This is a genomic window from Actinokineospora bangkokensis (assembly GCF_001940455.1).
Taxonomy (GTDB): Bacteria; Actinomycetota; Actinomycetes; order Mycobacteriales; family Pseudonocardiaceae; genus Actinokineospora; species Actinokineospora bangkokensis.
This window is the reverse complement of record NZ_MKQR01000025.1, coordinates 134,123-158,638: the sequence shown is the minus strand read 5'-3', so window position 1 is coordinate 158,638 and position 24,516 is coordinate 134,123. Positions and strand designations below refer to the sequence as shown.

Annotated in this window: 20 protein-coding genes; 9 read left to right on the top strand and 11 right to left on the bottom strand. The window is 74.6% G+C overall.

Translation table 11 applies throughout. From position 1 onward, the window contains the following. The first annotated feature begins 159 nt into the window (after nucleotides 1-159). The gene (locus BJP25_RS22560) at nucleotides 160-1,455 is read left to right on the top strand and encodes an acyl-CoA dehydrogenase family protein (protein WP_075977003.1); all 1,296 of its coding nucleotides are present in this window, start codon (nucleotides 160-162) and stop codon (nucleotides 1,453-1,455) included. A gap of 35 nt (nucleotides 1,456-1,490) precedes the next feature. Then, nucleotides 1,491-2,702: an acyl-CoA dehydrogenase family protein gene (locus BJP25_RS22555; RefSeq protein ID WP_075977002.1), complete on the top strand. Its 1,212-nt coding sequence runs from the start codon at nucleotides 1,491-1,493 to the stop codon at nucleotides 2,700-2,702. Nucleotides 2,703-3,260: 558 nt separating this feature from the next. On the opposite strand, the gene BJP25_RS22550 is transcribed toward BJP25_RS22555, so the two are convergent. The 3 genes from BJP25_RS22550 to BJP25_RS33615 all read right to left on the bottom strand — a co-directional run bounded on the left by BJP25_RS22550 (nucleotide 3,261) and on the right by BJP25_RS33615 (nucleotide 6,614). After that, nucleotides 3,261-4,076 carry an FAS1-like dehydratase domain-containing protein gene (locus tag BJP25_RS22550; protein ID WP_075977029.1) on the bottom strand — a complete coding sequence of 272 codons (816 nt, stop codon included), beginning with the start codon at nucleotides 4,074-4,076 and terminating at the stop codon, nucleotides 3,261-3,263. Nucleotides 4,077-4,169: 93 nt separating this feature from the next. Further along, complete coding sequence (locus BJP25_RS22545) at nucleotides 4,170-4,826, bottom strand: histidine phosphatase family protein (RefSeq protein ID WP_075977001.1); 657 nt, start codon at nucleotides 4,824-4,826, stop codon at nucleotides 4,170-4,172. 114 nt (nucleotides 4,827-4,940) lie between these two features. After that, entirely contained in the window at nucleotides 4,941-6,614 is a 1,674-nt protein-coding gene (locus BJP25_RS33615) for an alpha/beta hydrolase family protein (protein WP_198943583.1), read from the bottom strand. 140 nt (nucleotides 6,615-6,754) lie between these two features. On the opposite strand from BJP25_RS33615, the gene BJP25_RS22535 reads away from it, so the two are divergent. Next, entirely contained in the window at nucleotides 6,755-7,705 is a 951-nt protein-coding gene (locus BJP25_RS22535) for a LysR family transcriptional regulator (RefSeq protein WP_075976999.1), read from the top strand. 897 nt (nucleotides 7,706-8,602) lie between these two features. Here BJP25_RS22535 and BJP25_RS22530 read toward each other — a convergent pair. The 4 genes from BJP25_RS22530 to BJP25_RS22515 all read right to left on the bottom strand — a co-directional run bounded on the left by BJP25_RS22530 (nucleotide 8,603) and on the right by BJP25_RS22515 (nucleotide 12,709). Continuing rightward, nucleotides 8,603-10,066, bottom strand: coding sequence for a cryptochrome/photolyase family protein (locus tag BJP25_RS22530; protein WP_075976998.1), 1,464 nt, complete (start codon nucleotides 10,064-10,066; stop codon nucleotides 8,603-8,605). Nucleotides 10,067-10,113: 47 nt separating this feature from the next. Further along, entirely contained in the window at nucleotides 10,114-11,100 is a 987-nt protein-coding gene (locus BJP25_RS22525) for a hypothetical protein (RefSeq protein WP_075976997.1), read from the bottom strand. 201 nt (nucleotides 11,101-11,301) lie between these two features. Next, nucleotides 11,302-12,078 (bottom strand): SMP-30/gluconolactonase/LRE family protein, encoded by a 777-nt coding sequence (locus BJP25_RS22520; RefSeq protein WP_075976996.1) that lies wholly within the window; start codon nucleotides 12,076-12,078, stop codon nucleotides 11,302-11,304. A gap of 211 nt (nucleotides 12,079-12,289) precedes the next feature. Next, nucleotides 12,290-12,709, bottom strand: coding sequence for an HIT family protein (locus BJP25_RS22515; RefSeq protein ID WP_075976995.1), 420 nt, complete (start codon nucleotides 12,707-12,709; stop codon nucleotides 12,290-12,292). A 52-nt stretch (nucleotides 12,710-12,761) separates the two neighbouring features. On the opposite strand from BJP25_RS22515, the gene BJP25_RS22510 reads away from it, so the two are divergent. Both BJP25_RS22510 and BJP25_RS22505 read left to right on the top strand, forming a co-directional pair. Further along, nucleotides 12,762-13,385: a TetR/AcrR family transcriptional regulator gene (locus tag BJP25_RS22510; protein WP_075976994.1), complete on the top strand. Its 624-nt coding sequence runs from the start codon at nucleotides 12,762-12,764 to the stop codon at nucleotides 13,383-13,385. A gap of 443 nt (nucleotides 13,386-13,828) precedes the next feature. After that, a complete protein-coding gene (locus tag BJP25_RS22505; protein ID WP_075976993.1) occupies nucleotides 13,829-14,293 on the top strand; it encodes an Lrp/AsnC family transcriptional regulator in 465 nt (154 codons plus the stop codon). A gap of 158 nt (nucleotides 14,294-14,451) precedes the next feature. On the opposite strand, the gene BJP25_RS34310 is transcribed toward BJP25_RS22505, so the two are convergent. Then, nucleotides 14,452-15,096, bottom strand: a complete 645-nt coding sequence (locus BJP25_RS34310; protein WP_075976992.1) for an LPXTG cell wall anchor domain-containing protein — start codon at nucleotides 15,094-15,096, stop codon at nucleotides 14,452-14,454. A gap of 578 nt (nucleotides 15,097-15,674) precedes the next feature. Between BJP25_RS34310 and BJP25_RS22495 the strand changes: the two genes are divergently transcribed. Next, nucleotides 15,675-16,775, top strand: coding sequence for an MBL fold metallo-hydrolase (locus BJP25_RS22495; protein ID WP_075976991.1), 1,101 nt, complete (start codon nucleotides 15,675-15,677; stop codon nucleotides 16,773-16,775). A 19-nt stretch (nucleotides 16,776-16,794) separates the two neighbouring features. Here BJP25_RS22495 and BJP25_RS36310 read toward each other — a convergent pair whose 3' ends face one another. Continuing rightward, a complete protein-coding gene (locus BJP25_RS36310) occupies nucleotides 16,795-17,778 on the bottom strand; it encodes a hypothetical protein (RefSeq protein ID WP_143219259.1) in 984 nt (327 codons plus the stop codon). A gap of 40 nt (nucleotides 17,779-17,818) precedes the next feature. Between BJP25_RS36310 and BJP25_RS22485 the strand changes: the two genes are divergently transcribed. Beyond that, entirely contained in the window at nucleotides 17,819-18,346 is a 528-nt protein-coding gene (locus BJP25_RS22485; RefSeq protein WP_233158212.1) for a GNAT family N-acetyltransferase, read from the top strand. A 307-nt stretch (nucleotides 18,347-18,653) separates the two neighbouring features. Continuing rightward, nucleotides 18,654-20,051 (top strand): hypothetical protein, encoded by a 1,398-nt coding sequence (locus tag BJP25_RS22480; protein WP_143219258.1) that lies wholly within the window; start codon nucleotides 18,654-18,656, stop codon nucleotides 20,049-20,051. On the opposite strand, the gene BJP25_RS22475 is transcribed toward BJP25_RS22480, so the two are convergent. Next, nucleotides 20,041-21,201 (bottom strand): FAD-dependent monooxygenase, encoded by a 1,161-nt coding sequence (locus BJP25_RS22475; RefSeq protein ID WP_075976988.1) that lies wholly within the window; start codon nucleotides 21,199-21,201, stop codon nucleotides 20,041-20,043. The genes BJP25_RS22480 and BJP25_RS22475 overlap by 11 nt on opposite strands. A gap of 75 nt (nucleotides 21,202-21,276) precedes the next feature. Here BJP25_RS22475 and BJP25_RS22470 point away from each other — a divergent pair, with 75 nt between their 5' ends. Next, entirely contained in the window at nucleotides 21,277-21,960 is a 684-nt protein-coding gene (locus BJP25_RS22470) for a TetR/AcrR family transcriptional regulator (RefSeq protein WP_084794364.1), read from the top strand. 127 nt (nucleotides 21,961-22,087) lie between these two features. Here the strand turns inward: BJP25_RS22470 and BJP25_RS22465 are convergent, their stop codons facing one another. Continuing rightward, complete coding sequence (locus BJP25_RS22465) at nucleotides 22,088-24,466, bottom strand: helix-turn-helix domain-containing protein (protein WP_075976987.1); 2,379 nt, start codon at nucleotides 24,464-24,466, stop codon at nucleotides 22,088-22,090. Nucleotides 24,467-24,516: the final 50 nt, after the last annotated feature.

Genomic DNA, 24,516 nt, shown 5'->3' with positions numbered 1-24,516 from the left:
GGAATCGTACCGCCAACCGGGTGACGCCGGTCACAGGGGTCGATCCGGACCGATTGCTACTCTAGAGTAGGTTCGCCAGATCGGACGGTTCGACACGAGGTTGGGAGCACCATGGCCACCAAGGAACGAGCGGGCACCGGGCAGCCCAGGCGAGACGCCATGGGCACGGTGCTGGCAGCGCTGAACAAGCTGGCGAGCGCCGAGGTGCTGGACCGCTTCGGGCTGCGCAAGCCGGTCGAGCGCGGGCTCTACGAGACCACCCGGGCGGGCTTCGTGGCCGCGGGCGCCGCGAGCCGCACGTTCGCCTCGGCCACCAAGCAGTCCAAGCCCCAGCGGCTGCCCGCCGCCCCCGAGCGCGGCCTGTTCGACATCACCCCCGACGACGAGCAGCAGATGATCCGCGAGACCGTCGCGGAGTTCGCCGCCGAGCAGATCCGCCCGGTGGCCGCCGACGCCGACGCCAAGTGCGAGGCGCCGCAGGGCCTGCTGTCGCAGATCCAGGAGCTCGGGGTCACCCAGGTGGGCATCCCCGAGGAGCTGGGCGGCCTGGGCACCGAGCGCGCCGCGGTCACCAACGTGCTGGTCGCCGAGGCCCTCGCGCACGGCGACATGGGCCTGGCCGTGGCTTGCCTGGCGCCCGCCGCGGTGTCCAACGCCCTCGCGCTGTGGGGCGACGAGACCCAGCAGTCGACCTACCTGCCCGCGTTCGTCGGCGAGAACGTGCCCGCCGCCGCGCTGGCCGTGCAGGAGCCGACCCCGCTGTTCGACCCGTTCACGCTCAAGACCAAGGCCTACCGCACCGCCGGTGGCTTCGTGATCGAGGGCGTCAAGTCGCTGGTGCCGCGCGCCAACGCCGCGGAGCTGTTCGTCGTGGCCGCCGAGCTCGACGGCCGCGGCCCGGCGCTGTTCCTGGTCGAGTCCGGCTCCCAGGGCGTGTCGATCGAGTCCGACCCGGCCATGGGCCTGCGCGCCGCGGGCATGGGCCGCCTGCGCCTGGACAAGGTGAAGCTGCCCGCGCACGCCCTGCTGGGCGGCGGCAAGGCCGACACCTACACCGAGGCGATCCGGCTGTCGCGCATCGGCTGGTGCGCGCTGGCGGTGGGCACCGGCCAGGCCGTGCTCGACTACGTCATCCCCTACGTCAACGAGCGCGTCGCGTTCGGCGAGCCGATCTCCAACCGGCAGGCCGTGGCGTTCATGGTCGCCAACATCGGCATCGAGCTGGAGGGCATGCGGCTGCTGACCTACAAGGCCGCCGCGCGCGCCGAGCAGGGCAAGCCGTTCGCCCGCGAGGCCGCCCTGGCCCGCAGGCTGTGCGCGGAGAAGGGCATGCAGATCGGCAACGACGGCGTGCAGCTGCTCGGCGGGCACGGGTTCGTCAAGGAGCACCCGGTGGAGCGCTGGTACCGCGACCTGCGCGCGATCGGTCTGACCGAAGGCATCGTCCTCGTCTGAGGGCCCGGTACGAGGCGAAGAGGGAAAGCACTGAGATGACCATCAACCTTGAGGTCCCGAAGAAGTTCGAGCAGCTGGTGGAGCAGGCCCACGCCGCCGCCGCCGAGTTCTTCCGGCCCAACTCCCGCAAGTACGACCAGGCCGAGCACACCTACCCCAAGGAGCTCGACATGCTGGCCGCCCTGCTGGACGGCCTGTCGGCCTCCGGCGGCGGCACCGGCGCGGGCGGGGTGCGCCGCGGCGGCAAGAAGGAGGAGAAGCCGGGCAACCGCAACGGCTCGAACCTCCAGCTGCTGCTGGGCACCATGGAGATGTGCTGGGGCGACGTGGGCCTGCTGCTGTCGATGCCGCGGCAGGGCCTGGGCAACGCGGCCATCGCGTCGGTGGCCAACGACGAGCAGCTGGAGCGCTACAAGGGCAAGTGGGCCGCGATGGCCATCACCGAGCCCGACACCGGCTCGGACTCCGGCGCCATCCGCACCACCGCGGTCAAGGACGGCGACTACTACGTCCTCAACGGCGAGAAGATCTACGTCACCTCCGGCGAGCGCGCCGACTGCGTCGTGGTCTGGGCGACCCTGGACCGCACCCTGGGCAAGGCCGCGATCAAGTCCTTCGTGGTCGACCGCGGCACCCCCGGCTTCGAGCTGATCCGCCTGGAGCACAAGCTCGGCATCCGCGCCTCGGACACCGCCCACTTCCGCCTGGAGAACGTCCGGGTCCACAAGGACAACCTGCTGGGCTCCCCGGACATCAACACCGAGCAGGGCTTCGCGGGCGTCATGCAGACGTTCGACAACACCCGCCCCCTGGTCGCCGCCATGGCCATCGGCGTCGCCCGCGCCTCCCTGGAGGAGACCCGCCGCATCCTGGAGGAGGCGGGCGTGGTCATCGACTACGACCGCCCCGCCCAGACCCAGTCCGCGGCCGCCGCCACCTTCCTGCAGCTCGAAGCCGACTGGGAGGCCGCCTACCTCCTCGCCCTCGAAGCCGCGTGGATGGCCGACAACCGCAAGCCCAACTCCCTGCAGGCCTCCATGGCCAAGGCCAAGGCGGGCCGCTCCGGCTCCGACATCACCCTCCGCTGCGTCGAGCTGACCGGCTCCCTGGGCTACAGCGAGAACTCCCTCCTGGAGAAGTGGGCCCGCGACTCGAAGATCCTCGACATCTTCGAGGGCACCCAGCAGATCCAGCAGCTCATCGTCGCCCGCCGCCTCCTCGGCAAGTCGTCGTCCGAGCTGAAGTGACGCACTGACACCAGATCTGGCACAGCAGCGCCCGAGCCCCCCGCGGACTCGGGCGCTGCTGTGTCCGCGCTCGGACCTGCCCCTCCCTCCACACCCCCGCCAGTTGTCCACAGCCCTCCCGCTGGGGTCGAGTTCTGTCGGTCCCCGCCGGTAGCGTTGAAAACAGGGGTCCCCTTGCCCGGGCTACCCCCGCGCCAGCCTGGGTCAAAGTGGCACGAGAAGGCGCCAAGGGGCCCCACCCCCACAAGCCGAGCCCGGACAGCAGGTCCTGCCCGGTTGGGTGGATTCGCTTGGTCGGGGGTGACGATCATGTGCTACCCAACGGGACGGGCGGGCGTCTTTTCAGCCCGCCTTTCCCCGCCCGCAGCACATGATCGTCATAGGGGCCCCGACCAAGCGGATCCACCCAACCGGGCCCACCACCCAAGCCCCCCGCTTGTCCAGAGCCCCGCGCAGCGGAGAACCGGCGCAGCCGGCCAAGAGCCCCGCGCAGCGGCAGGCCCGCGCAGCGGAGGGCCGAGCGCAGCGGGAAGGCGAGAGCAGCGGGGGGACAAGAAGTCAGTCGAAACGGGCCTCGGCCTCGGCGTGGATGCCTGCCCCGACGACGGACAGGGCGCCGTCGGGGCCGCCGGCGACGAGGACCTCATCGTTGAGGAAGACGGGCTTCTTGAGGCGGTAGCGCAGGGACGACAGGGTCTCCCCGGCGCGCCTGGGCAGCTCGGCCATGAGCAGGGCCAGCAGCGGTCCGTGCACCACCAGGCCCGGGTAGCGCTCGACCCTGCGGGCGTAGCGCTCGTCGTAGTGGATGCGGTGGGAGTTGGCGGTGAGGGCGCTGACGCGGAAGAGCAGGGCCGGGTCGGCTCGGAAGCGCAGTTGCCAGGGGGAGTTGGAGTGGACGGGGCGTTCCGGGCGTTCGAAGTCGCGGGGTTTGTCGCCGCTGCGGTAGACGGTGTCCTGCTCCTCGACGAGGCAGAGGTTGTCGTCCTGGGAGATCTCGTGGCGGACGGTGACGAAGACCATGTCGCCGGTGCGGCCGGTCTTGACCTCGACGCCCTGGAGGGTGCTGGTGCGGGTGGCGGTGCGGCCGACGCGCAGGGGGGAGCGCCAGCTGACGCGGCCGCCCGCGATCATGCGGCGGCGGTCGGGCAGGGGTGGCAGGAAGTGGCCGGTGAGGGGGTGGCCGTCGGGGCCGAGGGCGCGGGTGGGGGGCCAGTCGAGGAAGTGGAACCAGTGCCACAGCGGCGGGATGGTGCCGGTGGGCGGCGCGGGTTGGTCCAGGGCAGCGGAGAAGGCGAGGCCGGGGGCGGCGGTGAGCCGGTCCTCGGCGCGGACCGGTGCGGGGGACCACCCGTCGACGTGCTGCGCGAGACCCATGGTCAAACCCAACCACCCCGGGCCGGGCCCCTCAACCGGCGGCGTGGACCTCGTCGCCGGGCGGCGCCGCGGCGGGCGGAAGTCGACGCTGCCTCAGCCGGTGAGGTGGGCGGTGTCGTTGAAGGCCCGCAGCTTCCAGGAATTCCCGTGCACGACCAGCCGCGAGATCGAGGCGTTGTCGACGGGCAGGAACGCGAAGGGCTCGGAGCCGGTGGCCAGGTGCAGCAGGTGCGCGATCACGCCACCGTGGGTGAACACGGCCACGCGGCCGCCCGGGTGGGCCAGCGCGACCCGGCGCACGGCCGCGCGGAGCCTGCTGGTCAGGGAGTCCGCGGACTCGGCGCCTGGGATGACGTCCCACCGCTGCTCGGCGAACATCCGCTGCGCCACCGGGTCGCCCTCGGCCACCTTCGCCCGGAACGCGCCGCCCTCCCACTCGCCCAGGTGCACCTCGCGGAAGTCCCGTTCCACGACCGGGGCCGCCCCGGCCAGCAGCGGTGCGGCCGTCTGCGCGGTGCGGCGCAGGGTCGTCACGTAGACCGCGGCGAGGTCGGTGCCCCGCAGCCGCGCGCCCACGCGCTCGGCCTGGGCGCGCCCCTCGGGGGCGAGGTCCGGGTCGCCCTGGCCCTCCACCAGGTCGAACACCTCGCCCGCCACCGCCGGGGCCGACTCGCCGTGGCGGACGAGGACCAGTTCGGTGGCGCCAGTGGGCGCTGCGTAGCGGGCTTGGCGGTGCACGGTGCTCGACACGGGTCACAGCAGACCCGCCCGGGGTTCGTTCGTCAACAGGTCCACTTGCGACCGTCCCGCCCCACAGCCGGTGGGGTGGCGGTGGGACGGGACGGGGCAGGCCGGTGCTGGCGGTCAGTAGACGAGCAGCCACCGGGCGGGGGTCGCCGCGGAGCGGTTGCCCGCCGCGTCCACGGCGGTGGCGCTCACCGACACCAGCCCGCGCACCCCGGGCGCCGTCCAGCTCGCGCAGCCGGGGGCGCAGGTCGCGGTGACGGTGGTCTTCTTGCCGAGCAGTTCGGTGACGGTCAGCTGCACCGACGCCACGCCCGAGGTCGCGTCGCCCGCTGAACCGGTGACCGACCGGACGAACCCGTTCGAGGCCAGTGCCGCGGTGGGGGCGGTGCCGTCGTACCGGAAGGCGAACGGCGCCTTGGCGGTGCGGCCGCCGCCCGGGTTCGGGCAGTCGCCTTCGAGGGAGCCGGTCGCGGTGTCGGGGCCGCCGTAGGTGGTGGCGGTGCACTGCGGGTCGGCCGCGTCGACGTACCAGGTCGCGGTGAAGGGCTTGGTGTACCAGCCGTTCGCGTCGGGCTGCCGGTCCGCGCGCACCTTCGCCGTGACCACCTGCGGGGGCGTGGTGGTCGGCGGCGTCGTCGTGGGCGGGGTCGTGGGCGGGGTCGTGGTGGGCGGGGCGGCGGCGAACAGGCCGTCGGCGAAGGCCAGCGCGTCGGTCAGGGCCGCGCCGGGGGTGCCACCGTGGTCGCTCGGGTAGGTCTTGTAGGTCAGCGGCTGGCCGTTGGCCTTCAGCGCGTCCACGAGCTGCTGGGTCAGCGAGGCGGGCACGGTGCCGTCGTTGGTGCCCTGGGCGATGAACAGCGGCTTGTCGTACCCGGTGACCGGCACGTCGAACACCGAACCCCACGCCTGCTGGAACTCGGTGCCGAGGTTCTTGGTGAACAGGGTGGCGAGGTCGGTCTGCGCCATCAGCGCGCCCAGTTCGCCGCCGCAGAGCACGGCCGCCTTGCTGACGACGTCCTTGCCCTGCTGGGTGAGGTAGTCGTCGAGGGGGAAGCTCGGGACGGCCGCGCGCAGGCCCGCCAGGATGTAGGCGACCAGGGTCTTGGTGCCGGTGCCGACGAGGTTCGGCGGGAAGGTTGGGCCGATGAGCGAGACGAAGTAGCTCAGGTTCGACGGCACGCCGTGCCCGATGGTGCCGAGGAAGTCCAGTTCCGGGGCGTACCCGGCGGCCTCGTGCCCGGTGAAGACCGCGGCGTGCCCGCCCTGGGACTGCCCGGCGACGACCCAGCGCGACGACAGCTCGCCCGGCCGCAGCTCCCGGCCCGCGCGCACGGCGTCGATGACCCCGTGGGCGGCGACCTTCCCGTCGAGGTACGGGTGGTCCCCGGGGGTGCCCAGGCCCGCGTAGTCGGTGGCGACCACGGCGTACCCGGCCTTGAGCCACCCGGCGAGGTAGCCGTCGGGGCCCAGCCGCGAGGGCGCGCAGGCGTCGCCGAGGCCGGTGGTGCCGTGCGCCCAGGACAGCACCCGCCACCCGCCGGGCGGTGGTGTGCCGGTGGGCAGGTAGACGACCCCGCTGACCTCGGTGGGCGCGCCGCCCACGCCGGTGGAGGTGTAGTGGATCGAGTACCCGCTGCCCGCGCCCTGCGGCAGCGCCGACAGCGGTGCGGAGTCCACGAGGGACCCCGGGCCGCCCGCGGCGGTCGCCTGCGGCAGCAGGGCGGCGGTGCCCGCGCCGAGCACGGCCGCCACCGCGGCCAGGACCCCGAGCGCGCGTCGTCGAACACCCACGGTGTGGACCCCATTTCGCCAGGAAGAGACCTCGACGCTATTGACGCCCGTTCGCGCCGGTCAAGGCGCGAGCCCAGCTGCGCCAGAACTTGTCACCCGCGGCCGGGGGACGCGCACGGGGTGACAAATAGCATGGCCCCATGGAGTTGGAGTTCCGCCACCTGCGGATCGTCATCGCGGTGGCCGACGAGGGCAGCATCACCCGCGCCGCCGCCGCCCTCAAGCTCTCCCAGCCGTCGCTGACCTCCCAGTTGCAGCGCATCGAGCGCGAACTGGGCGCCCCCCTGTTCGACCGCCTGCGCACCGGCGTCGCCCCCACCGCCTTCGGGCGCTCCGTGCTGGCCAAGGCCCGCGCGGTCCTGCACGGCATGGCCGCCCTGCGCGGCGAGGCCCTGCCCGCCGCCGACCGCCCCATCCGCCTGCGCCTGGGCGGGTTCCCCGGCTCACTGCTCTCCGTCGTCGTCCCCCGCCTGGTGGGCCTGCCCGGCACCACGGCCGTCCACACCGACCCCTCCACCGCTGCCCTCCTGGCCGCCGTCCGCGGTGGCCGCCTCGACGCCGCGGTCGTCGCCGACGTCCACGGCTTCGAGGTCCCCCCGCTCCCCGGCGTCCACCGCGCGGTCGTCGTCCCCCGCGAACCCCGCTTCGTCGCCCTCCCCGCCCGCCACCCCCTCGCCCACCGACCCGTCATCGCCCTGGCCGACCTCGCGGGCGAGCACTGGATCGTCGACCCCCACGAGGACCACGGCGGCACCGCCCCCCTCCGCGCTGCCTGCCGCGCCGCGGGCTTCGACCCCGTCGTCGCCCACGAGATCTCCGACACCAGCTCCACCCGCGACTTCGTCCGAACCGGACAGGGCGTGTGCCTGGCCCAACCCACCGCCACCGAAGGCCCCGGCCTCGTCGTCCGCCCCCTCGTCGGCGACCCCGTCCTCCGCCGCATCGACCTGGTCTGGACGCAGCCCTGCCCCATCAGCCCCGCCCGCCTCCACAGGGCCGTCGCCGACGCCTACGTCGAGCTCACCGGCCGCAACAGCGGCTACGCCCGCTGGTGGGCAGAACACGGCGCGGTGGCGGGCACCCCCGCCTGAGCGGGGTGAGCGCCTGAAGAAGGCGACCGGTCTCGATGAGGTCGCACCCGGACAGCGCAACCCGGCCCTGTCGGCGGCCCAGCGGGAAGACGTCCACTCTTGCGGTCCCGGACGGCATCGAGCACTGCTGAGCCGAGTTGTCCACAGCTCTCTCGCTGGGGTCGGGTTTTGTCGTCCTCCGCCGGTAGCGTTGAAAACAGGGGTCCCCTTGCCCGGGCTACCCCCGCGCCAGCATGGGGCAAGGTCGTGCGAGGGCCGACCACCCCGGATCCGGCACCATCAACACCCCCGCTCAGTTGTCCACAGCCTTCTTGCTGGGGTCGAGTTTCGTCGCTCCCCGCCGGTAGCGTTGAAAACAGGGGTCCCCTTGCCCGGGTGACCCCCGCGCCAGCGTGGGTTTGTAGGGCGAGGTTCGTGGACGTCCGAGTGGCGGAGGAGTAGCGAAGGCGCCCGCCCACTCAACCGGGCCCATCACCCAGGCCCCGCTTGTGCAGAGCCCTGCGCAGCCCCCCAGCAGCCGAGCGGAGGGGGCCGAAAGGCCCCACGCGCTACCCCATTCCGGTGACTTTCTGGCGATTTTCCGCCGTCCCCTCGGCCCCGCCACCAGCCCCCACCACCCCCGCGACCTCCTCAAAACCCCCCAACCCCGCCCGTACCTGCACGGATCCGGCGCCGGGGCGCTCGCGCCGGAAGGGGGACCGGGTTTGCCGCCCCACCCCCCGGGCGTGGACGATGGACACCGGCAGGCGCCCCGACGTCGTGCAGGGTCGACTCCCGGGGCCGCCGCCACTGCCCTCATCGCCTGCGACGACCGGCCGGGACACCGCGAGTCGCGCCCTCGTGCGATGAGGGCCGCAGGGCCCCGGGGTCTCCCCGGGGCCCTGCGCTTTCCCCGCGTCAGAACTGCTCGCGGGCGGTCTCCTGCTCCCAGACGGCGTCGAGGTCGGACAGCCTGCGGGCGGAGGCCAGCGGCCGGGACATGCGGTGGTTGCCCGCGAGGGCGTCGGCGTTCTGCTTGAGGAAGGCCCAGTACCCGGCGGTGTAGGGGCAGGCGTCGTCGCCGAGGCGCTTGCGGGGGTCGAAGGCGCAGCCGGCGCAGTGGTCGCTCATGCGGTCGATGTAGGCGCCGCCGGAGGCGTAGGGCTTGGTGGCGATGAGGCCGCCGTCGGCGTGCTGGCTCATGCCGATGACGTTGACCGGCATGACCCAGGGGAAGCCGTCGACGAAGGCGGTGGCGAACCAGTCGGTCAGCTCGGCGGGGTGGTAGCCGCGTTGCAGGGCGTGGTTGCCGAGGATCATCAGCCGCTGGATGTGGTGCACCCAGCCGCGTTCGCGCACGCCCCGCAGCGCCGTGCTCAGGCAGGCGGCGGTGACGGGTTCGTGCTCCAGTTCCGCCCACCAGTCCGGCAGGTGGGTGTGGGCGCGCAGGTGGTTCTTCCTGAGGTAGGCGCGGCCGTGGTGCCAGTAGAGGTGCCAGGTGTACTCGCGCCAGCCGATGACCTGCCGGATGAACCCCTCGACGCTGTTGAGCGGGGCGTCGCCCGACCGGTAGCGCTCCTCGGCGGCCTGGACGAGTTCGAGCGGGTGCAGCAGGCCCAGGTTGAGCGGGACGGACAGCAGCGAGTGGGACATGGCCCAGTCGCCTTCGAGGATGGCGTCCTCGTACGGGCCGAAGCGGGTGAGCCGGGTGTCGAGGAAGCGCTGGAGGGCGCGCAGGGCCTCCTGCCGGGTGACGGGGAACAGCCGCGGCCCGTCCTCGCCCACGGTATCGAGGTCGTAGTTGTCGAGGTCGGCGCGCACCCGCTCGTCGACGGCGTCCTCCCGCGGCCGGTAGGGCCGCGGGACGCCCAGGTCGCCGTTCTTGGGCGGGGGTTCGCGGTTGTCGGCGTCGAGGTTCCACGTGCCGCCTGCGGGGGCGTCGCCGTCCATGAGGATGCCGAACCGCGTGCGCTGGTCGCGGTAGAAGTCCTCCATCCGGAACCGCCCGCGGTCGCCCGCCCACGCCTGGAAGTCCTCTTTGGACAGGGCGAAGGACTTCGTCGGCAGCACCTCGGCCACCAGCCCCTCGCGCTGGAACCGGCGCACCATGGCCTCGGCGGCGTGCGAGCCGGGCTCGTGCACGTCGACTGGTTCGCCGTGCTGCTCCAGCGCCTCGCGGTAGGTGTCGGTGCGCAGGTAGGTGGCGCGCTCGCCCAGGTCGTCGGCGAGGTGGCGCATGGCCGAGAGCACCAGGTGCAGCTTCTGCCGGTGGTAGCGCTTGCGCCGCAGCGCCGCGCGCGACTCCACCAGCAGCACCGGCCGCCGCGTGTCCCGCGCGAACCCGACCTGGTCCCCGAACAACCACAGCGCCCGCTCAGCCATGACCCCGAGTCTGCGGCCCGGGGCGGGATCCGGCGCGCCGAGGCCGGTCAGCGGGCCGAGGAGGTGTCCTGGCCGGGGGTGGGGCCCTCGTCGCGGCCGGGCGGCCAGGCGGGGGCGTCCTCGGGGCGGCGGGGGCGGCGCTCGTCGTCGACGTGGGCGGTGATGCGCGGCCAGCCCGGGTTGGCGACCGCGCTCAGCGTGGGCCGCTCGGCGCCGGGGGCGGCGACGCCGTCGAGGCGCTCGGCGGCGTAGCGGGGTTCGACGTCCTCGCGGCGCACGGCGGCGGTGAGCTGGGCGAAGGTCGGCAGCAGCTCGGCGGCCTCGCGCACCTGCTCGGGGTGGCGCGACAGCCACCACACCACGGCGGTGCCGGGGTCGGTGAGCACCTCGTCGGCGAGGTACTGGCGGGCGTGCTGCTCCAGCTCGCGCTCCTGGTTGCGGACCTGCTTCTCCTTGCGCAGCTCCACCAGCCGCGCCAGCCTGCGCGCGTCGTCGTCGGGCACCACCAGGCCCACCTGCTCGGCCCAGGAGACGACCTGCCCGGAGCGGTCGGGCAGCATCGCGCCCAGCTCGGCGGCCAGCCGGGCCTGCACGGCCTCGACGTCGGTGGGGGCGCCGGTGACCGTCACCGCCCTGGCGCGCTCCAGGATGGCGTGCACCGCCAGCCCGCGCAGGTTGCCGTGCTGCTGGGCGCCCGGGTCCTGCGGCACCCAGCACACGGTGCAGGACAGGGTGAACCGGTAGTACGGCTCGGCGCTGTCGACCGGGATCGAGGGCACGTGGTGCTCGGAGTGCGGCGGGGTGGGCGGCTTGGTGGCCGCGGCCCGGCGGCGGGCGGCCTCCTCGCGCAGTTCCCGCTGCTCGCGGTGGAACAGGATCTGCTTCACCACCAGCCCCGCCAGCGCCAGCGCGAGCACCAGGGTGAGCATGATCAGCCAGCGGCCCCAGCCCAGGGCCAGGCCGAGGCCCCACGGCAGGGCGAGGGCCGCGACCACGACGAGTGCGGGCGCGCGCCAGCGCGAGGTGAAGTCCACACCCAGTTGGGTACCTGCTGGGCCCCCGCAGGAGTAGGGGCCGTCACCGACATTCGCTCGAACATACGAATGCCCCCGGTGGTGCCGCCGGGACCGCTGGTCCGCTCGGGGGAGCGGCGGGCGACCGGTTCGCCGCGCCCGCCCCGGGTGATCACCCACAGGCGCCACACCCCCTTGTCGCGCGGTGACAAGGGGGTGTGCTCACATCCGCTCAACCGGGCGCGGCGCGCTGGCCCGGGGGACCGGGCGGCCCGCGTCGCGCACCCGGTGCCGGTGCAGGACCCCGTCGGCGGCGGTGATGAGCAGGTCGTGGTCGAGCAGGCAGCAGCCGGTGGCCGGGGCGGTGAGCGGGTGCACGACCGCGCGGACGCCCGCGTGCGGGTCCACGTGCAGCACGCCCGCGGCGGTCACCGCCCAGACCCGGCCCGCGTCGTCGGCGGCCAGCGCGGTGGCGCCCTGGTCGAGCACCGGGCGGGCCGGGCCGGGCAGCCCGTTCACCAGGTCGAAGTCGTGGGCGACGACGGCGTCGTCGAGGGCGCGCAGCAGCACGGCGGCGTCGGCGGTCCAGGCGAGCGCCTGGGTGCGGCCCGCCAGCACCCGGTGCACGCCGCCGCCGAGGTCGACCCGGTGCAGCGCGCCCGAGGTGTCCAGCCACAGCCTGCCCGCGGGGTCGCACCACAGGCCGTCGGCGGCGGGCAGGGCGAGCGCGGTGGCCAGGCCGTCGCGGCCGAGGTGGGTCGTCTCCGCGCCCACCACCCAGCCGGTCGCGGTGGGCGCGGCGGCGGTGAGCCTGCCGGTGGCGCTGAGCGAGGCCAGGTGGCGCAGCCGGTCGCCCTCCCAGCGGCCCCAGCGGATCTGGCCGTCGCCGGTGTCCACCCAGGACAGCCGGTCGCCGTCCCAGCAGGTGCCGCGCACCCGCCGCCCCGCCAGCCTGCCCACGGGTTCGGCGGCGAACGCGCTCGGCGTCGTCGAAGCCATCTCGCCCCTCCTCGGGTCAACACCTTGACCGGTTCAGTCGTGTGCCGCGTGGACCGGGTGGCGGAAAGGGGGTTGTTCCCGGGTGGGGCTGTCCGCGGGCGGGGCGTCGTGGCCCCGCCTACCGGTCCCGAGGTGTGTCGGTCGGCACACCCCCCACGTTACCGCGCTCGGGGCTTTCCCGTTCTGCATTTTGCAGGAATGTGGAACCGCGCTATTCGCGCAATGCCGCCCGGATCTTCTCCGCGAACTCGGCCGCGGGGTTCTCCGCATCGTAGGGGTGGCGCGGTCCGAGCCAGAAGCGCAGTCCGTCCTTGCGCCTGCGGGGGATGACGTGCAGGTGCAGGTGCGGCACGGATTGGCTCACCACGTTGTTGATCAGCACCAGCGACCCGTCGGCGCCGAGGCCGTCCTCCACCGCGCGCTCCAACCGCTGTGCCAGCAGGAAGAACGGCCCGACGTCGGCGGCGGGCAGGTCGCTCAGGACGGTCACGTGCGCGCGCGGGACGAGCAGCACGTGCCCCCGGAAGAGGGGGCGGTGGTCCAGGAAGGCCAGTGCCCGGTCGTCGGCGTGCACCACCTCGGCGGGGAGTTCACCAGCGACGATGCGGCAGAACGCGCATGTTTGCGACATCAGTTCCTCCAGCCCGCCCTTCGGCCCCTCGCCGTCTGGGCACAATGGTGGCGTGACCGTTCCAGACACGCCGTACCAGGTGCGCAGGACCCCCACGCAATACCGGGCCAGCAGGCAGATCGAGCGCATCCTGGACGCCGCGTCGCGGGTGGTCACCGAGAAGGGGTTCGCGGGCACCACGACGGCCGACATCGCCAAGGCGGCCAAGGTCTCCATCGGTTCGGTCTACCGCTACTTCCCCGACAAGACGGCCGTGATGAAGGCGGTGGTGGAGCGCAACTCCGCGCGGTACCTGCGCCAGGTGGACACCGAGACCGCCGACGAGCCCGCGCACCGCTGGCGCGCGGCCATCGAGCAGGCCTACGACATCTACGTGCAGATGTGCCGCGGCGACGACGGGTTCCGCGCGCTGAGCGGCACCGGCATCGCCTCGGGGGAGCTGGAGACGGCCGCCACCGCTGACGACGCGCTCTCGCCCGCGTTCACCGAACTGCTGGTGACCCGGTTCGGCTTCCCGCGCGCGCCGGAGCTGCGCACCTCGGTGCTGCAAGCGGTGACGATCGGCGACGTGCTGACCCGGCTGGCCTTCCGGCTGGTGCCCGGCGGGCACGCCGACACCCTCGCCCAGACCAAGCGCATCATCATCGACCTCCTCGCCCCCCACGCGCCCCGCTGACCCGTTCCACACCCGCCACCACGGCTGCCTGTCCCGCCCGGGGCGACCGGGCCCGACGGCGAACGAGCCGACACCGCGGTCGAGACCCGGTGCGGGCGGCGGGGGCTGGGACTGGCCCCCGCCGCGCCGCGGTCCGGGTCCCCGGGGCTGGTCCCGGGATGTGCGCCGGTCATTTGTTCTGGCCGGCAACAAAGTGGGTCCAGCGTGGCCCGGCGCGCCGCCGCCGCACACCGCCGATCGGGCGAATGTGGTCTGGGACACGTCCGACCGGGCCCCTCGGTGAACCCGGTTCGACCCAGCGGCGCCCCGACCAAACCGGGCGCGCGTCGACTCCGAACCCCTGGTGGGCGACGACGCGGGAACGCCGCGGGAGCCGTCGCCCACCGCCGGCGGTCCCACCCGGCGGCACCAGCGCCGGAAGGGGTGCGACGCCGATGGCAGGCATGACCGATCTCGACCCGGTCGACGTGGCGATCCTGCGGGAGTTGCAGCGCGACGCCCGGCTCCAGAACAAGGAGCTCGCCGCGATCGTCGGGGTGGCCCCGTCCACCGCGCTGGAGCGGGTGCGCTCGCTGCGCAGGCGCGGCGTGCTGACCGGCTTCCACGCCTCGGTGGACCTCTCCGCGCTGGGCAGGCCGATCAGCGCCCTGCTCTCGATCCGGGTGCGCCCGCACCGGCCGCAGGTGGCCGAGGCGTTCCAGGAGTTCGTGCTCGCCCAGCCGGAGACGCTGTCGCTGCTGCACGTCGCGGGCCCGGACGACTACCTGGTCCGGGTCGCGGTCCCCGACACCGAGCACCTGCGCCGCTTCCTGGCCGAGCGCCTGGAGGCCCGGCCCGAGGTGGTGTCGGTGAGCACCGTGCTCGTCTTCGAGTCCGTCGACCGCTCCGTGCAGGCCCCCCTGCTCTGAGCCCCTGACCGCGAACACCCCCGGGACTTCCCGGGGGTGTTTTCGTGCGCCCAGAGGTCCCGCCACCGCGCGGTGCGCCACCGCGACGCCGGACCCCGGAGACGGGTGTGGCCCCGGTCCGACGGGACCGGGGCCACACCTGGGCAGTTCGGGGCTGGTCAGCCCTTGGCGGAGCGGCGGCGGACGGCGACCAGCGCGCCCGCGCCACCCAGCACCAGGACGCCGCCGAGGGCCAGCGGCAGCGCGATGCTGGCGCCGGTGTCGGCCAGGTCGTCCTCACCGGGGGCGGGGGCGGCCGGGGTGGTGCTCGGCGCCGGGGCCTCGGTGGTGGTCGTGGTCTCCGCGGGCGGGGTGGTGGTCTCCGACGGCGGGACGGTCACCGTGGTGGTGATGGTGGTAGTGGTGGTGGTCGTCGTCGGCGGGGCGGTCTTGCACGCCTCGGCGGACGCCTTCTTGGTGAAGCTCCAGTCGGGGTTCTTCGGGCCGTCGCCCGCCACGACCTTGAGCTCGTAGGAGTGCGCGGTGGTGGCGTCGCGGTCGGTCCAGCTCTTCTGGGCGCCCTCGGCGAAGGTGCCGCGGGCGACCTCCGAGCCGTTGTCGGTCAGCACCCAGGTGTTCTCGGCGCGGCCGTTGTAGGAGGTCAGCTGGAAGCTGACGCTGGAGACCTGGGACTCGCCGTCGCAGCTCGCGCGCAGCACGCCGGTGTGGGCGGAGGCGACACCGGTCATGCCGATGGTGGCGGCGGTGGCGACGAGGGCCACGGCGCCCGCGCGGGCCAGGAAGCGGGAACGGGACGTGCTCACGGAAACTCTCCTCGGGTCGAGCTGAAGAAGTCGCCCGCAGCCCCGACTCCCCAAAGCCGCGCGACGTTATGCCCCGGGAGAGTAGTCACCTACACGAGTGACTCCACCGGGGGGTGGGTACTGAGGGTGTATTCGTTACCGAGTGGTGTCCCGACGCCTATCGCCTTAGCGGGTTACTTGAACTAGCGGCCGGAGAATAGTGACACTCCGGGTAGCAATCGGGTGATGATCGGGACGCGCTGTGACCACCAGCCGTGGTCAGGACCGCGCACGACGTGGCGCGGGTGCGCCGAACGGGTGGCGCGGCTGCGCCGGTCCGGTGAAGCGGACGGGGGTCCGCCGGGGCGCGAATGTGAAAGCGCGATTGGTCGTAGAGGCTTCAACCTTCTATCCGTGACGAAATTGCTCACCCCTGGTGAACAACGCGGATAGCGCTCCCCGCATTCGCCCGCGCTGGCTGCGGTTTTGCGGGTGGACGCACGAGGGGCGCCGAGGTTGCCCCGCATTTCGAGCGAGGTCCCCGGCCCGCCGCGCGTCGCTGAGACCGGCCTCAGCGGCACCGGTGGCACCATCGGGGGATGAGACGCTCCCTCGTCGCCCTCGGCCTGCTCGGCGCGGCCGCGTGGGCCGTGCGCGACATCCCCCGGGCCGTCGGCGGACGGGCCCGGGGCGACCGCATCACCGGCTCCCCCCAGCACCGCGACGGCCGCTTCCACAACCTGCCCAACCCCGGCACCAGCACCGCGCTGCGCGACGTCGGCGGCACCCTGCGCGAGCTGCTGACCGGCGGCCAGCAGCGCACCCCGCTCGCCCCCGTGCCGCTGGTGCGGCCCACCTTCCCCGCCCAGCGCGCCGAGGGCCTGCACGCCACCTGGTTCGGCCACGCCTCGGTGCTGCTGGAGGTCGACGGCGCCCGGGTGCTGCTCGACCCGGTGTGGAGCGACCGGGCCTCGCCGTCGCGGCTGGCGGGCCCGCGCAGGCTGCACGAGCCGCCGGTGCCGCTGGCCGCGCTGCCCGAGGTCGACGCCGTGCTCATCTCCCACGACCACTACGACCACCTCGACGAGGCCGCCGTCGAGACCCTCGTGCGCACCCAGGGCGCGCCGTTCGTGGTGCCGCTGGGCATCGGGGCGCACCTGCGCCGGTGGGGCGTGCCCGCCGGGCGGGTCGTCGAGCTGGACTGGTCGGAGTCGGTCGAGGTCGCGGGCCTGCGGCTGACCTCCACCCCCGCCCAGCACTTCTCCGGGCGGCTGTTCGCCCGCGACCGCACGCTGTGGACGTCGTGGGTCGTCGCGGGCCCGCGCAGCCGCGTCTTCTACACCGGCGACTCCGGCTTCTTCCCCGGCTACGAGCGCATCGGCGCCGAGCATGGTCCGTTCGACCTCACCCTGGTGCAGATCGGCGCGTACAACGCCAGCTGGCCGGACGTGCACATGACCCCGGAGGAGGGCGTGGCCACCCACCTCGCCGTCCGCGGCGGGCTGCTCATGCCCGTGCACTGGGCCACCTTCAACCTCGCCATGCACGCCTGGAACGAGCCGCCGAACCGGCTGTGGGCCGAGGCCAAGGCCCACGACGTCCAGTTGGCCGTCCCCCGCCCCGGCGAGCGCGTGTCCGTGGCCACCCCGCCCCCGGTGGAGCCGTGGTGGGACGCGCTGGTCGAGCAGCCCGGGCGGTGACGGGGCCCCAGGGCGGGTCCTAGGACAGGCCGACCCGCACCAGGGCACGGGCGTAGGCGTGGTCGCCGCCGTAGTCCCAGGGCACCGCCGACGGCCGGTTGCCCACCTCGACGAGGTGGCGCCGGGCGCGGCGGTGCTCGCCCGCTTCGAGCAGGGCCCAGCCGAAGAGGTTGTGGGCCACCTTGTCGTAGGGGCGGCGCCGGGGGCGCGCGGACCACTTGTCGTCGGCGGCCACCAGTTCGGCGCGCAGGTGGTGGCGGAAGTAGCCGGTGTGGAAGCGGATGTAGGCCAGGGTGCCGCCGCGTTCGAGGAACCGGTCGCCCTCGCGCAGCAGGAACTCCGCGTGCGCCAAGGGCAGCAGCGACGTCAGCGGGCTGCCCAGGGGCGCGGTGCGCACCGCCTCCCGGGCGAAGGTGAACATCTCCGCGTGCGACCCGCCCCACTCCTCGGTGAGGTCCTGCAAGCGCGCCCAGTGCGCGGGGTAGGAGGTGGGGCAGCGCTTGGTGGCCTCCAGCCACGCCCGGTCGCGCTGGACGGCGTCGAGGCGCGTGGACCGGGCGTAGCGCTGCAACTCCACCCACGGGGTCGCGTCGGCGGGGGCCAGCTTCGCGGCGGCGATCAGGGGGTCGCGCGCCTCCCGCAGCGTCGCCGCCGACCGCGCGGGGTCCTCGCCCTGCGACCGCGCCGCCTCGGCCATCAGCGCCGCGCCCAACCACAGCAGCGCGTCCGCCGCGTCGGGCTGCGGCAACCCGCGCGCGATCATCCCCCGCAGCTCCGCGGTCTGCCCCACCGCCGCGGCCCCCAGCGCCCGCACCCGCTGCGTGCGCGTCTCGTGGTAGTCCCGGCACTCCCGCAGCACCGCCAGCCCCGCCTTGCGGTACCCCTCCTGCACCGCGTCCACCGCCGCGTCGAGCACCTGGTCGTCCCAGCACCGGTCGGGCACGAGCGTCCCGGCGACGGCCGCCACCGCCTCCCGCCCCTTCCTGCGGCCGAACAGTCCCATGGCCACCAAGGGTATCCACCGCCGCGGGTTAAGCTCCGGTGTGCTCACGTTCCGCCCCGCCACCCCCGCCGACGTCCCGTTCCTGGTCCCCCTCGTCGAATCCGCCTACCGCGGCACCGGGGCCGACGCGGGCTGGACCACCGAGTCCCACCTCATCGGCGGCCAGCGCACCGACGAGGCCGCCGTCCTGGAGGCCATCACCACCAGCACGGTCCTCATCGGCCTGCGCGACGCCGAACCCGTCGCGTGCTGCCAGGTCGCGGTCGAGGACGGGGCGGGCTACTTCGGGCTGTTCGCCGTGTCCCCCAAGCTCCAGGGCGAGGGCCTCGGGTCGGTCGTCCTGGCCGAGGCGGAGCGCTACGCCGCGCAGGAGCTGGGGATGCCCGAAATGCGCATGAAGGTCGTCTCCGCCCGGGAAGACCTCATCGCCTGGTACGTCCGGCGCGGTTACGCGCGCACCGGCCGCACCAGCCCGTTCCCGTACGGGGATGAGCGCTTCGGCATCCCCCGCGTCCCCGACCTGGTCTTCGAGACCTTGGTCAAGCCCTTGCCTTCCGGCGCTTCCTGACGGTCTGTTCCGCCGCTGCGCGGCTCTGGACAAGCGGATCCACCCAACCGGCCAGGGCCTGCTGTCCGGGCTCGGCTTGTGCGGGTGGGCGCGTTCTCGTGCGACCACGGCTCATGCTGGCGCGGGGGTAGCCCGGGCAAGGGGACCCCTGTTTTCAACGCTACCGGCGAAGGGCGACGAAACTCGACCCCAGCGAGAGAGCTGTGGACAACTCGGCTGAGCAGTGGTCGATGCGGCCCGGGTTCGGTCCTGGGTGGGGTGTGGGGCTGGTGCGGCTGCGCGGGTATGCGCACGCGACAATGGGGTGGTGCCCGGTCCCACGATCCACGACCACATCCGCGACCACCTGGACCCGAGTGGTCACGGGCTGCTGCCCGGGGGTGCGCAGCTCCCCGACACCCCCGCCACCGGTATCCGGTGGGCGTCCGGCGAGCGGGAGTCGCGTCCGGTGCTGGGGAGTTTCGGGGCGGGGCCGGACGCCGAGCAGTTGACGGGGTTGGTGGCGGGGGCGTTGGTGGACGATGCCGGGTATGCGGCGCTCTACGACGCCTTGACTGAGGGGTCGGCTGATCCCGGTTTGGTGGGGGACCTGCCCCGGGAGCCGGTGCACGAGCTCGGGCGCCGGTTGGTGACCGGGGCTCGGCACCGGGGGCCGGTGCGGTTCGGGCTGGGGTTGTTGGACCGGAGCGACACCGACCTGCTGTTGATGATCGGCAGGCACGAGGAGTTCACGGCCGCCGCGGCGGGGACGATCGCCGCCACGCACGACGACGCCGAGGCTGCGCTGGTGCGGTTGGCGGACGCGGTGGACGGGTGGGGGCGGATCGCGGTCGTGGAGCGGTTCGAGCGGGGTGCGGGGCCCGCGGTGCGCGAGTGGTTGTTGCGCGGGGGGTACCGGAATTCCGTGGTCGACAGCTACCTGGCGCACCGGGCCGCCGTGGTGGGGGACCTCGCGGCGGTGCTGTCCGGCCGGGTGGACCCGGCGATGCTCGCGGCCGCGTGCGAGATCGTGCGGGCGATGGTGGACGCGGCCCCGGCGGCGGGGTTGGACGAGTACGACGACGCGCCCCGGGCGCTGTCGAGGTTGCTCGACCGGTTGGAGGACGTGCCGGGGACGTTGGAGCACCTGGCGACCCTCGCGCGGCTCGACGAGTACCTGTCGGACGGCGGGTGGCGGGCCAGGTACGCCGAGCAGTGGACGATCGCGCTGCACGAGGCCGTGGTGCGGCGGGTGCGCGACCTGCTGGCCCGGCCCGACTGGCGGGACTTGGTGCGCGCGGGCCTGGCCGATCCCGCGACCTTCCACCAGGCCTACCAGTCGGCCCGCGCGGTGGACGTCGACACGTTCCCCGCGCTGCTCGCCCACGTCCGCGCGGGGGGCGACGACTGGCCGCTGCTGATGGCGGCGGCCACCCCCGAGCGGTTGCCGCGCATCCTGGCCCTCGCCCAGGCCGTCGACCTCCCCGAGCGCGACCTGGACACCGTGGTCACGGCGCTGCGCGGGTTCCCGGGGCAGGGCACACCGCTCGTGCTGTCCTCTTTGGACTCCCCGGTGGCGAGGAACCGGACCATGGCCGTGCGCACCCTCACCGGCTGGGGCCCGGCGGCGTGGGCGGCGGAGATCCAGGCCGCGCTGCGCCGCGCGATCGCCGTCGAGCCCGACGCCGGGCTGCGGGAGGTCATGGAGCAGTTGCTCACCCCCTGACCGGCTCCCACGCGTAGTCGGGGAGGGCGGGGGTCTGGGCGAGCTTCTGCGTGCTGGACACCATCCACCGCTGCACGACCGCGCTGGACATGAGCGCGTCGCGGGCCCGCAGGCCCCAAGCCGTGCGCGGGGCGAGGAACCTGCCGGGGTTCGCGCCGCGCTGCCAGACGGCCGCGTACCGGCGAATGCGGTCTTCGTAGGCCTTCAGCGCTTGCGGCCAGTCGCCGGTGGCGAGTTCGCCCGCGAGGACGTGCGCGCCGACCAGGGCCGTGCCGGTGCCCATGCCGCCGAGGGTGACGCCCCAGGCCGCGTCGCCCAGGAGCACCACGCGGCCGTGCGACCACCTCGGCACCCGCACGCGGGTGAGCGAGTCGGCGAACAGGTCGTCGGCGGTGGGGAGCCCGGCGAGCAGGGCCGGGGTGTGCCACCCCATGCCGGACAGTCGGTCAACGATCAGCTCGCGGGGGTCGCGCGTGGTCGGGGGACTTATGAACAGCGCCATCGCCGTCGCCCGGTCCGGGGTGCGGGGGTCGACGCTGATCGCGGCGGTGCGGCCGGGGGAGCAGTGGTAGCGGGAGGCGGGGCAGGGGCCGAAGGTGTTGGGCAGCGACCAGGTGGCGATGTGGTGGCCCAGGTGCCGCACGAAGCCGCGTTCGGGCCCGAACGCGAGCCGCCGCACCCCCGAGTGCACGCCGTCGGCGCCGATCACCAGGTCGAAGCGCTCCGGGCCCGCCCCGAGGTCGGCCACCACCCCGTCGGCGCCCTGGCGCAGCGACCGGACCGAGGTGCCGAACCGGTAGTCGGCGGGCGCCCGCTCCACCAGCAACCCCGCCAGGTCGCCCCGGCGCACCTCGACGTCCCCGCCCGCGAACTCGGCGGGCAGCCGGAACACCTCCCGGTCGTCGGCGTCGACGAAGCTCATCGCGCCCCCGTGCGTGGCCAGGTCCTGCACGGCGCCGAGCACCCCCATCCGCTCCAGCACGGCGAGGTGGGTGGGCCCGCGGAAGTCCACCGCCGCACCCCCGGCCCGCACCGCGCAGGCGGCCTCGACGACCGTCACCTCCGCCCCCGCCCGCCCCAGCCAGTGCGCCACCGCGGGCCCCGCGATCCCCGCCCCGGACACCAGCACGCGCTTGCCGCCCACAGCCATGACCGCCTCCTTCTGCGTCTTACGGATACCGTTTACGATAGACACAGATAATTGCGATGTGCAAGGCTGGTCCCCATGGACGTGGTGTCGCTGCTCTGGGAGGGCCAGCCCACCCCCCGCCGGGGCCCCCGCCCCGCGTTCACCCTCGACGACATCGCCAGGGCCGCCGTCCGGGTGGCCGACGCCGAGGGCCTGGCCGCGGTCACCATGCACCAGGTCGCCTCCGACCTCGGCGTCACCAAGATGGCCCTCTACCGCTACGTCCCCGGCAAGGCCGAACTCGTCGCCCTGATGACCGAGTCCGCCCTCGGCCCCCCGCCCAAGCTCCCCCGCGGCCCCTGGCGCGCCCGCCTCGACACCTGGGCCAGGGCCATGTTCGACCGCTTCACCCGCCACCCCTGGTCCCTCGCCGCCACCGTCGGCACCCGCGTCCCGGGCCCGCACGAACTGCTCTGGCTCGAACGGGCCGTCGCCGCGCTGTCGACGACGCCCCTGGAGGGCCACGAGATCCTCGACACCGCCGTCACCCTCATCGGCCACGTCCGGGCCATCGCCGAGCAGTACGCCGCCTCCGCCCACGAGGCCCCGGAGCAGGCCCTGACCGCGACCATGGCGACCCTGCTGCGCGGCCGCGAGGACCAGTTCCCCGCCCTGTCCAAGGCCCTCGCCGCACCGTCACCCCACCACGACGAGGCCCTGGCGTTCGGCCTCGACCGCATCCTGGACGGGGTGGAGCACCTGATCGCCTCCCGCTCCTGAGCGCGGGACCGGGCCGGGCCGGGACGCCGTCGCCTCGCTCACCCGACCGGCGGGCGACCTCGTCGACGGCGCAGCCCCGCTCGTCGAGGACCTGCGGCGGTGTCGAGCACGGCGTGGCCCCGGCGCCTCAGCCGCGGTCGAGGGCGACCCGCAGTTGGGCCAGCAGGTCCGACCGGCTCGTCGCGCCCAGTCGCGCCCGCATACGGGCCATGTGGTGCTCGACGGTCTTCGCGGAGATGAACAGCCGGTCCCCGATCTGCTTGTAGGTCAGCCCGTCCACCACCAGCGTGGCCACCTGGAGTTCGCGCTCGCTCAGCCGGGCGCCCACGCGCTCGCTGCTCTCCTCCTGCTGCGGGGTGACCGAGCCCTGGCCCTGCAACACCCTGGCGCAGTCCAAGAGGGACACCATGGCCTTGCGGTCGGAGGTGCGGATGGCCGCTTGGCCCGCCAACCTGGCGCCGTCCCAGCACAGGCCGACGGCGTGCAGGCCCCGGGCGGCGGCGTCCACGCGCTCGGCGTCGACCTCGCCGCGCAGCACCCTGCGCCAGCACTGGGCGGCCTCGGCCAGCGCCGAGGCGAACGGGCCCGGTGCCGCGGCCAGCGCGCCGACGTGCTCGTCCGCGGCGTCCGGGCGCTCGGCGATGATCTCGGCGTGCAGGCACGACCAGTGCAGCGCGGTCGACCACACCGGCGGGTCGCCCAGGTCGCGCAGCAGGTCCCAGGCCTGGGCCAGGTGCGGGGCGAAGCGCTCCCGGTCGCCGACCCGCGCCGCCGCGACGGCGAACTCGCCCAGGGGCAGCAGGCTGAACAGGTCGACCGGGTGGCGCACCACCGCGTCGTGGGCCTGCTCCCAGGTCCGCCGCAGGGTGGACAGGTCGGTGCCGCGCCGGGCGGCGCCGACCGCCAGGCCGACGGCGAAGAGCCAGTCGCGGGGGGCCAGGTCGCCGGGCGGCAGCACCGGTTCCTCCCCGCGCAGCAGCGACGACCACGAGCGCAGCAGCCGGTGGCGGGGTTCGAGCAGCGCGCCGCCGACCCGCGCCGCCAGCGCCCGCTCCAGCAGCGAGTCCGCGATCCCGGCCGCGCCGGTGTGCAGGGCCAGCAGCGCGCCCAGGGCGGCGGGGCTGTCCGGCAGCAGGGCGTCGTGGCCGACCGGCTCCAGCATCTCGGCCGCGCGCACGACGGTGGCCAGGGCGGCCGGGTCGGCGGTGCGGACCGAGGCCAGCACGCCCCGGGCGGCGGAGTGCACCGCGCCCGCGAGCAGGGTCGGGGGCGCGGTGGTGTCGTTGGCGCTCAACGCCTTCTCGGCGTCGTCGGCGCGGCCCACGGCCAGCAGGCCCACGGCGGCGAGCGCGCCGGAGCCCGCCCACTGGTACAGCTCCGCGCTGCGCGCCAGCTGCCCGCGGTGCGCGAGCGCGGCGGCGGCGACGTTGGCCGCGGCGGCCCGGCGCTCGCCGGTGGCGGTGGCCATCACGGCGTCGGCGCGGCGCAGCGCGGGGTCGAGCGCGCCGGAGAGGGCCTCGGCCTCGGCGCGGCGGACCTCGTCGACCGGGTGGCCCGCCTCGGCGGCGGCCTCGTGCAGGCGGACGGCCAGGGCGGGGTCGGCCTGCTCGGCGGCGGCGGCGTACACCGCGCCCGCCCGGTCGCCGGAGGTGCCCGCGGCCAGCAGCGCCCCCGCCAGGTCGACCATCGCCCCGCCGCGCTGGAGGCGCTGGTCGGCCAGGGCGCCGAGCACGGCGGCGCGCTGCTCGGCGGGGACGAGCTCGCGCAGGGCGGCGGCGGCCAGCGGCGGCAGCGACCCGTCGGCGGTGAGGAAGCCGCTGGCCCTGGCCTCCGCGACGGCCTCGCCCGCCGGGCCGGTGAGCAGGCCCGCGAGCAGGTCGGCGGGGACGCCCGCGGCCAGCGCCACCAGGACCCGGGTGGCGTCGGGGGTGAGGCGGTCGACGTCGAAGCGGAACTCCTCCAGCGCGCCGGGGGGCACGGTGGTGGTGTCGGGGCGCAGGTGCGGGGCCAGCCGGTGCACCAGGCCGGGGATGCCCGCCGTGGTCGCCAGGGCGAAGTCGACGACCTCGTCCGGGAAGGCGCGCCCGGCGGCGGCGGTCAGGCACTCGCGCAGGCGGGCGCGGTCGAACGGGCGCAGCACCACCTGCCCGCGCAGCCTGCCCAGCACCGCGGCCAGCCCGGCGGGCCGGGGCCGCGGGCGGGCGGCGACCACCAGGCCCACCCGGTCGTCGAGGGCCAGGTCGGCCACCTCGGCCAGCGCGGCGTCGCCGAGCAGGTGCGCGTCGTCGACCAGCAGCAGTCCCCCGTCGGGGCGGATGCCGCGCCGGAACCGGGCGGCCTCCGGGCCCGCGGCCAGCAGGTCGAGCAGGGCGCTCTTGCCGTACCCGCCGGGGGCGACCACCGCCAGCCGCACGGGGGCGGCCTCCCCGCTCGCCACCGCCGCGCACAGCCGCCGGGTGGGCTCGTCGAGCACCAGCTCGTCGGGCTGCGGGTGTCCAGGGATCAACGCCAGTCCTCACCGGTCGGCGCCGCGGCCGCGGCGGGGCACTGCTCGGA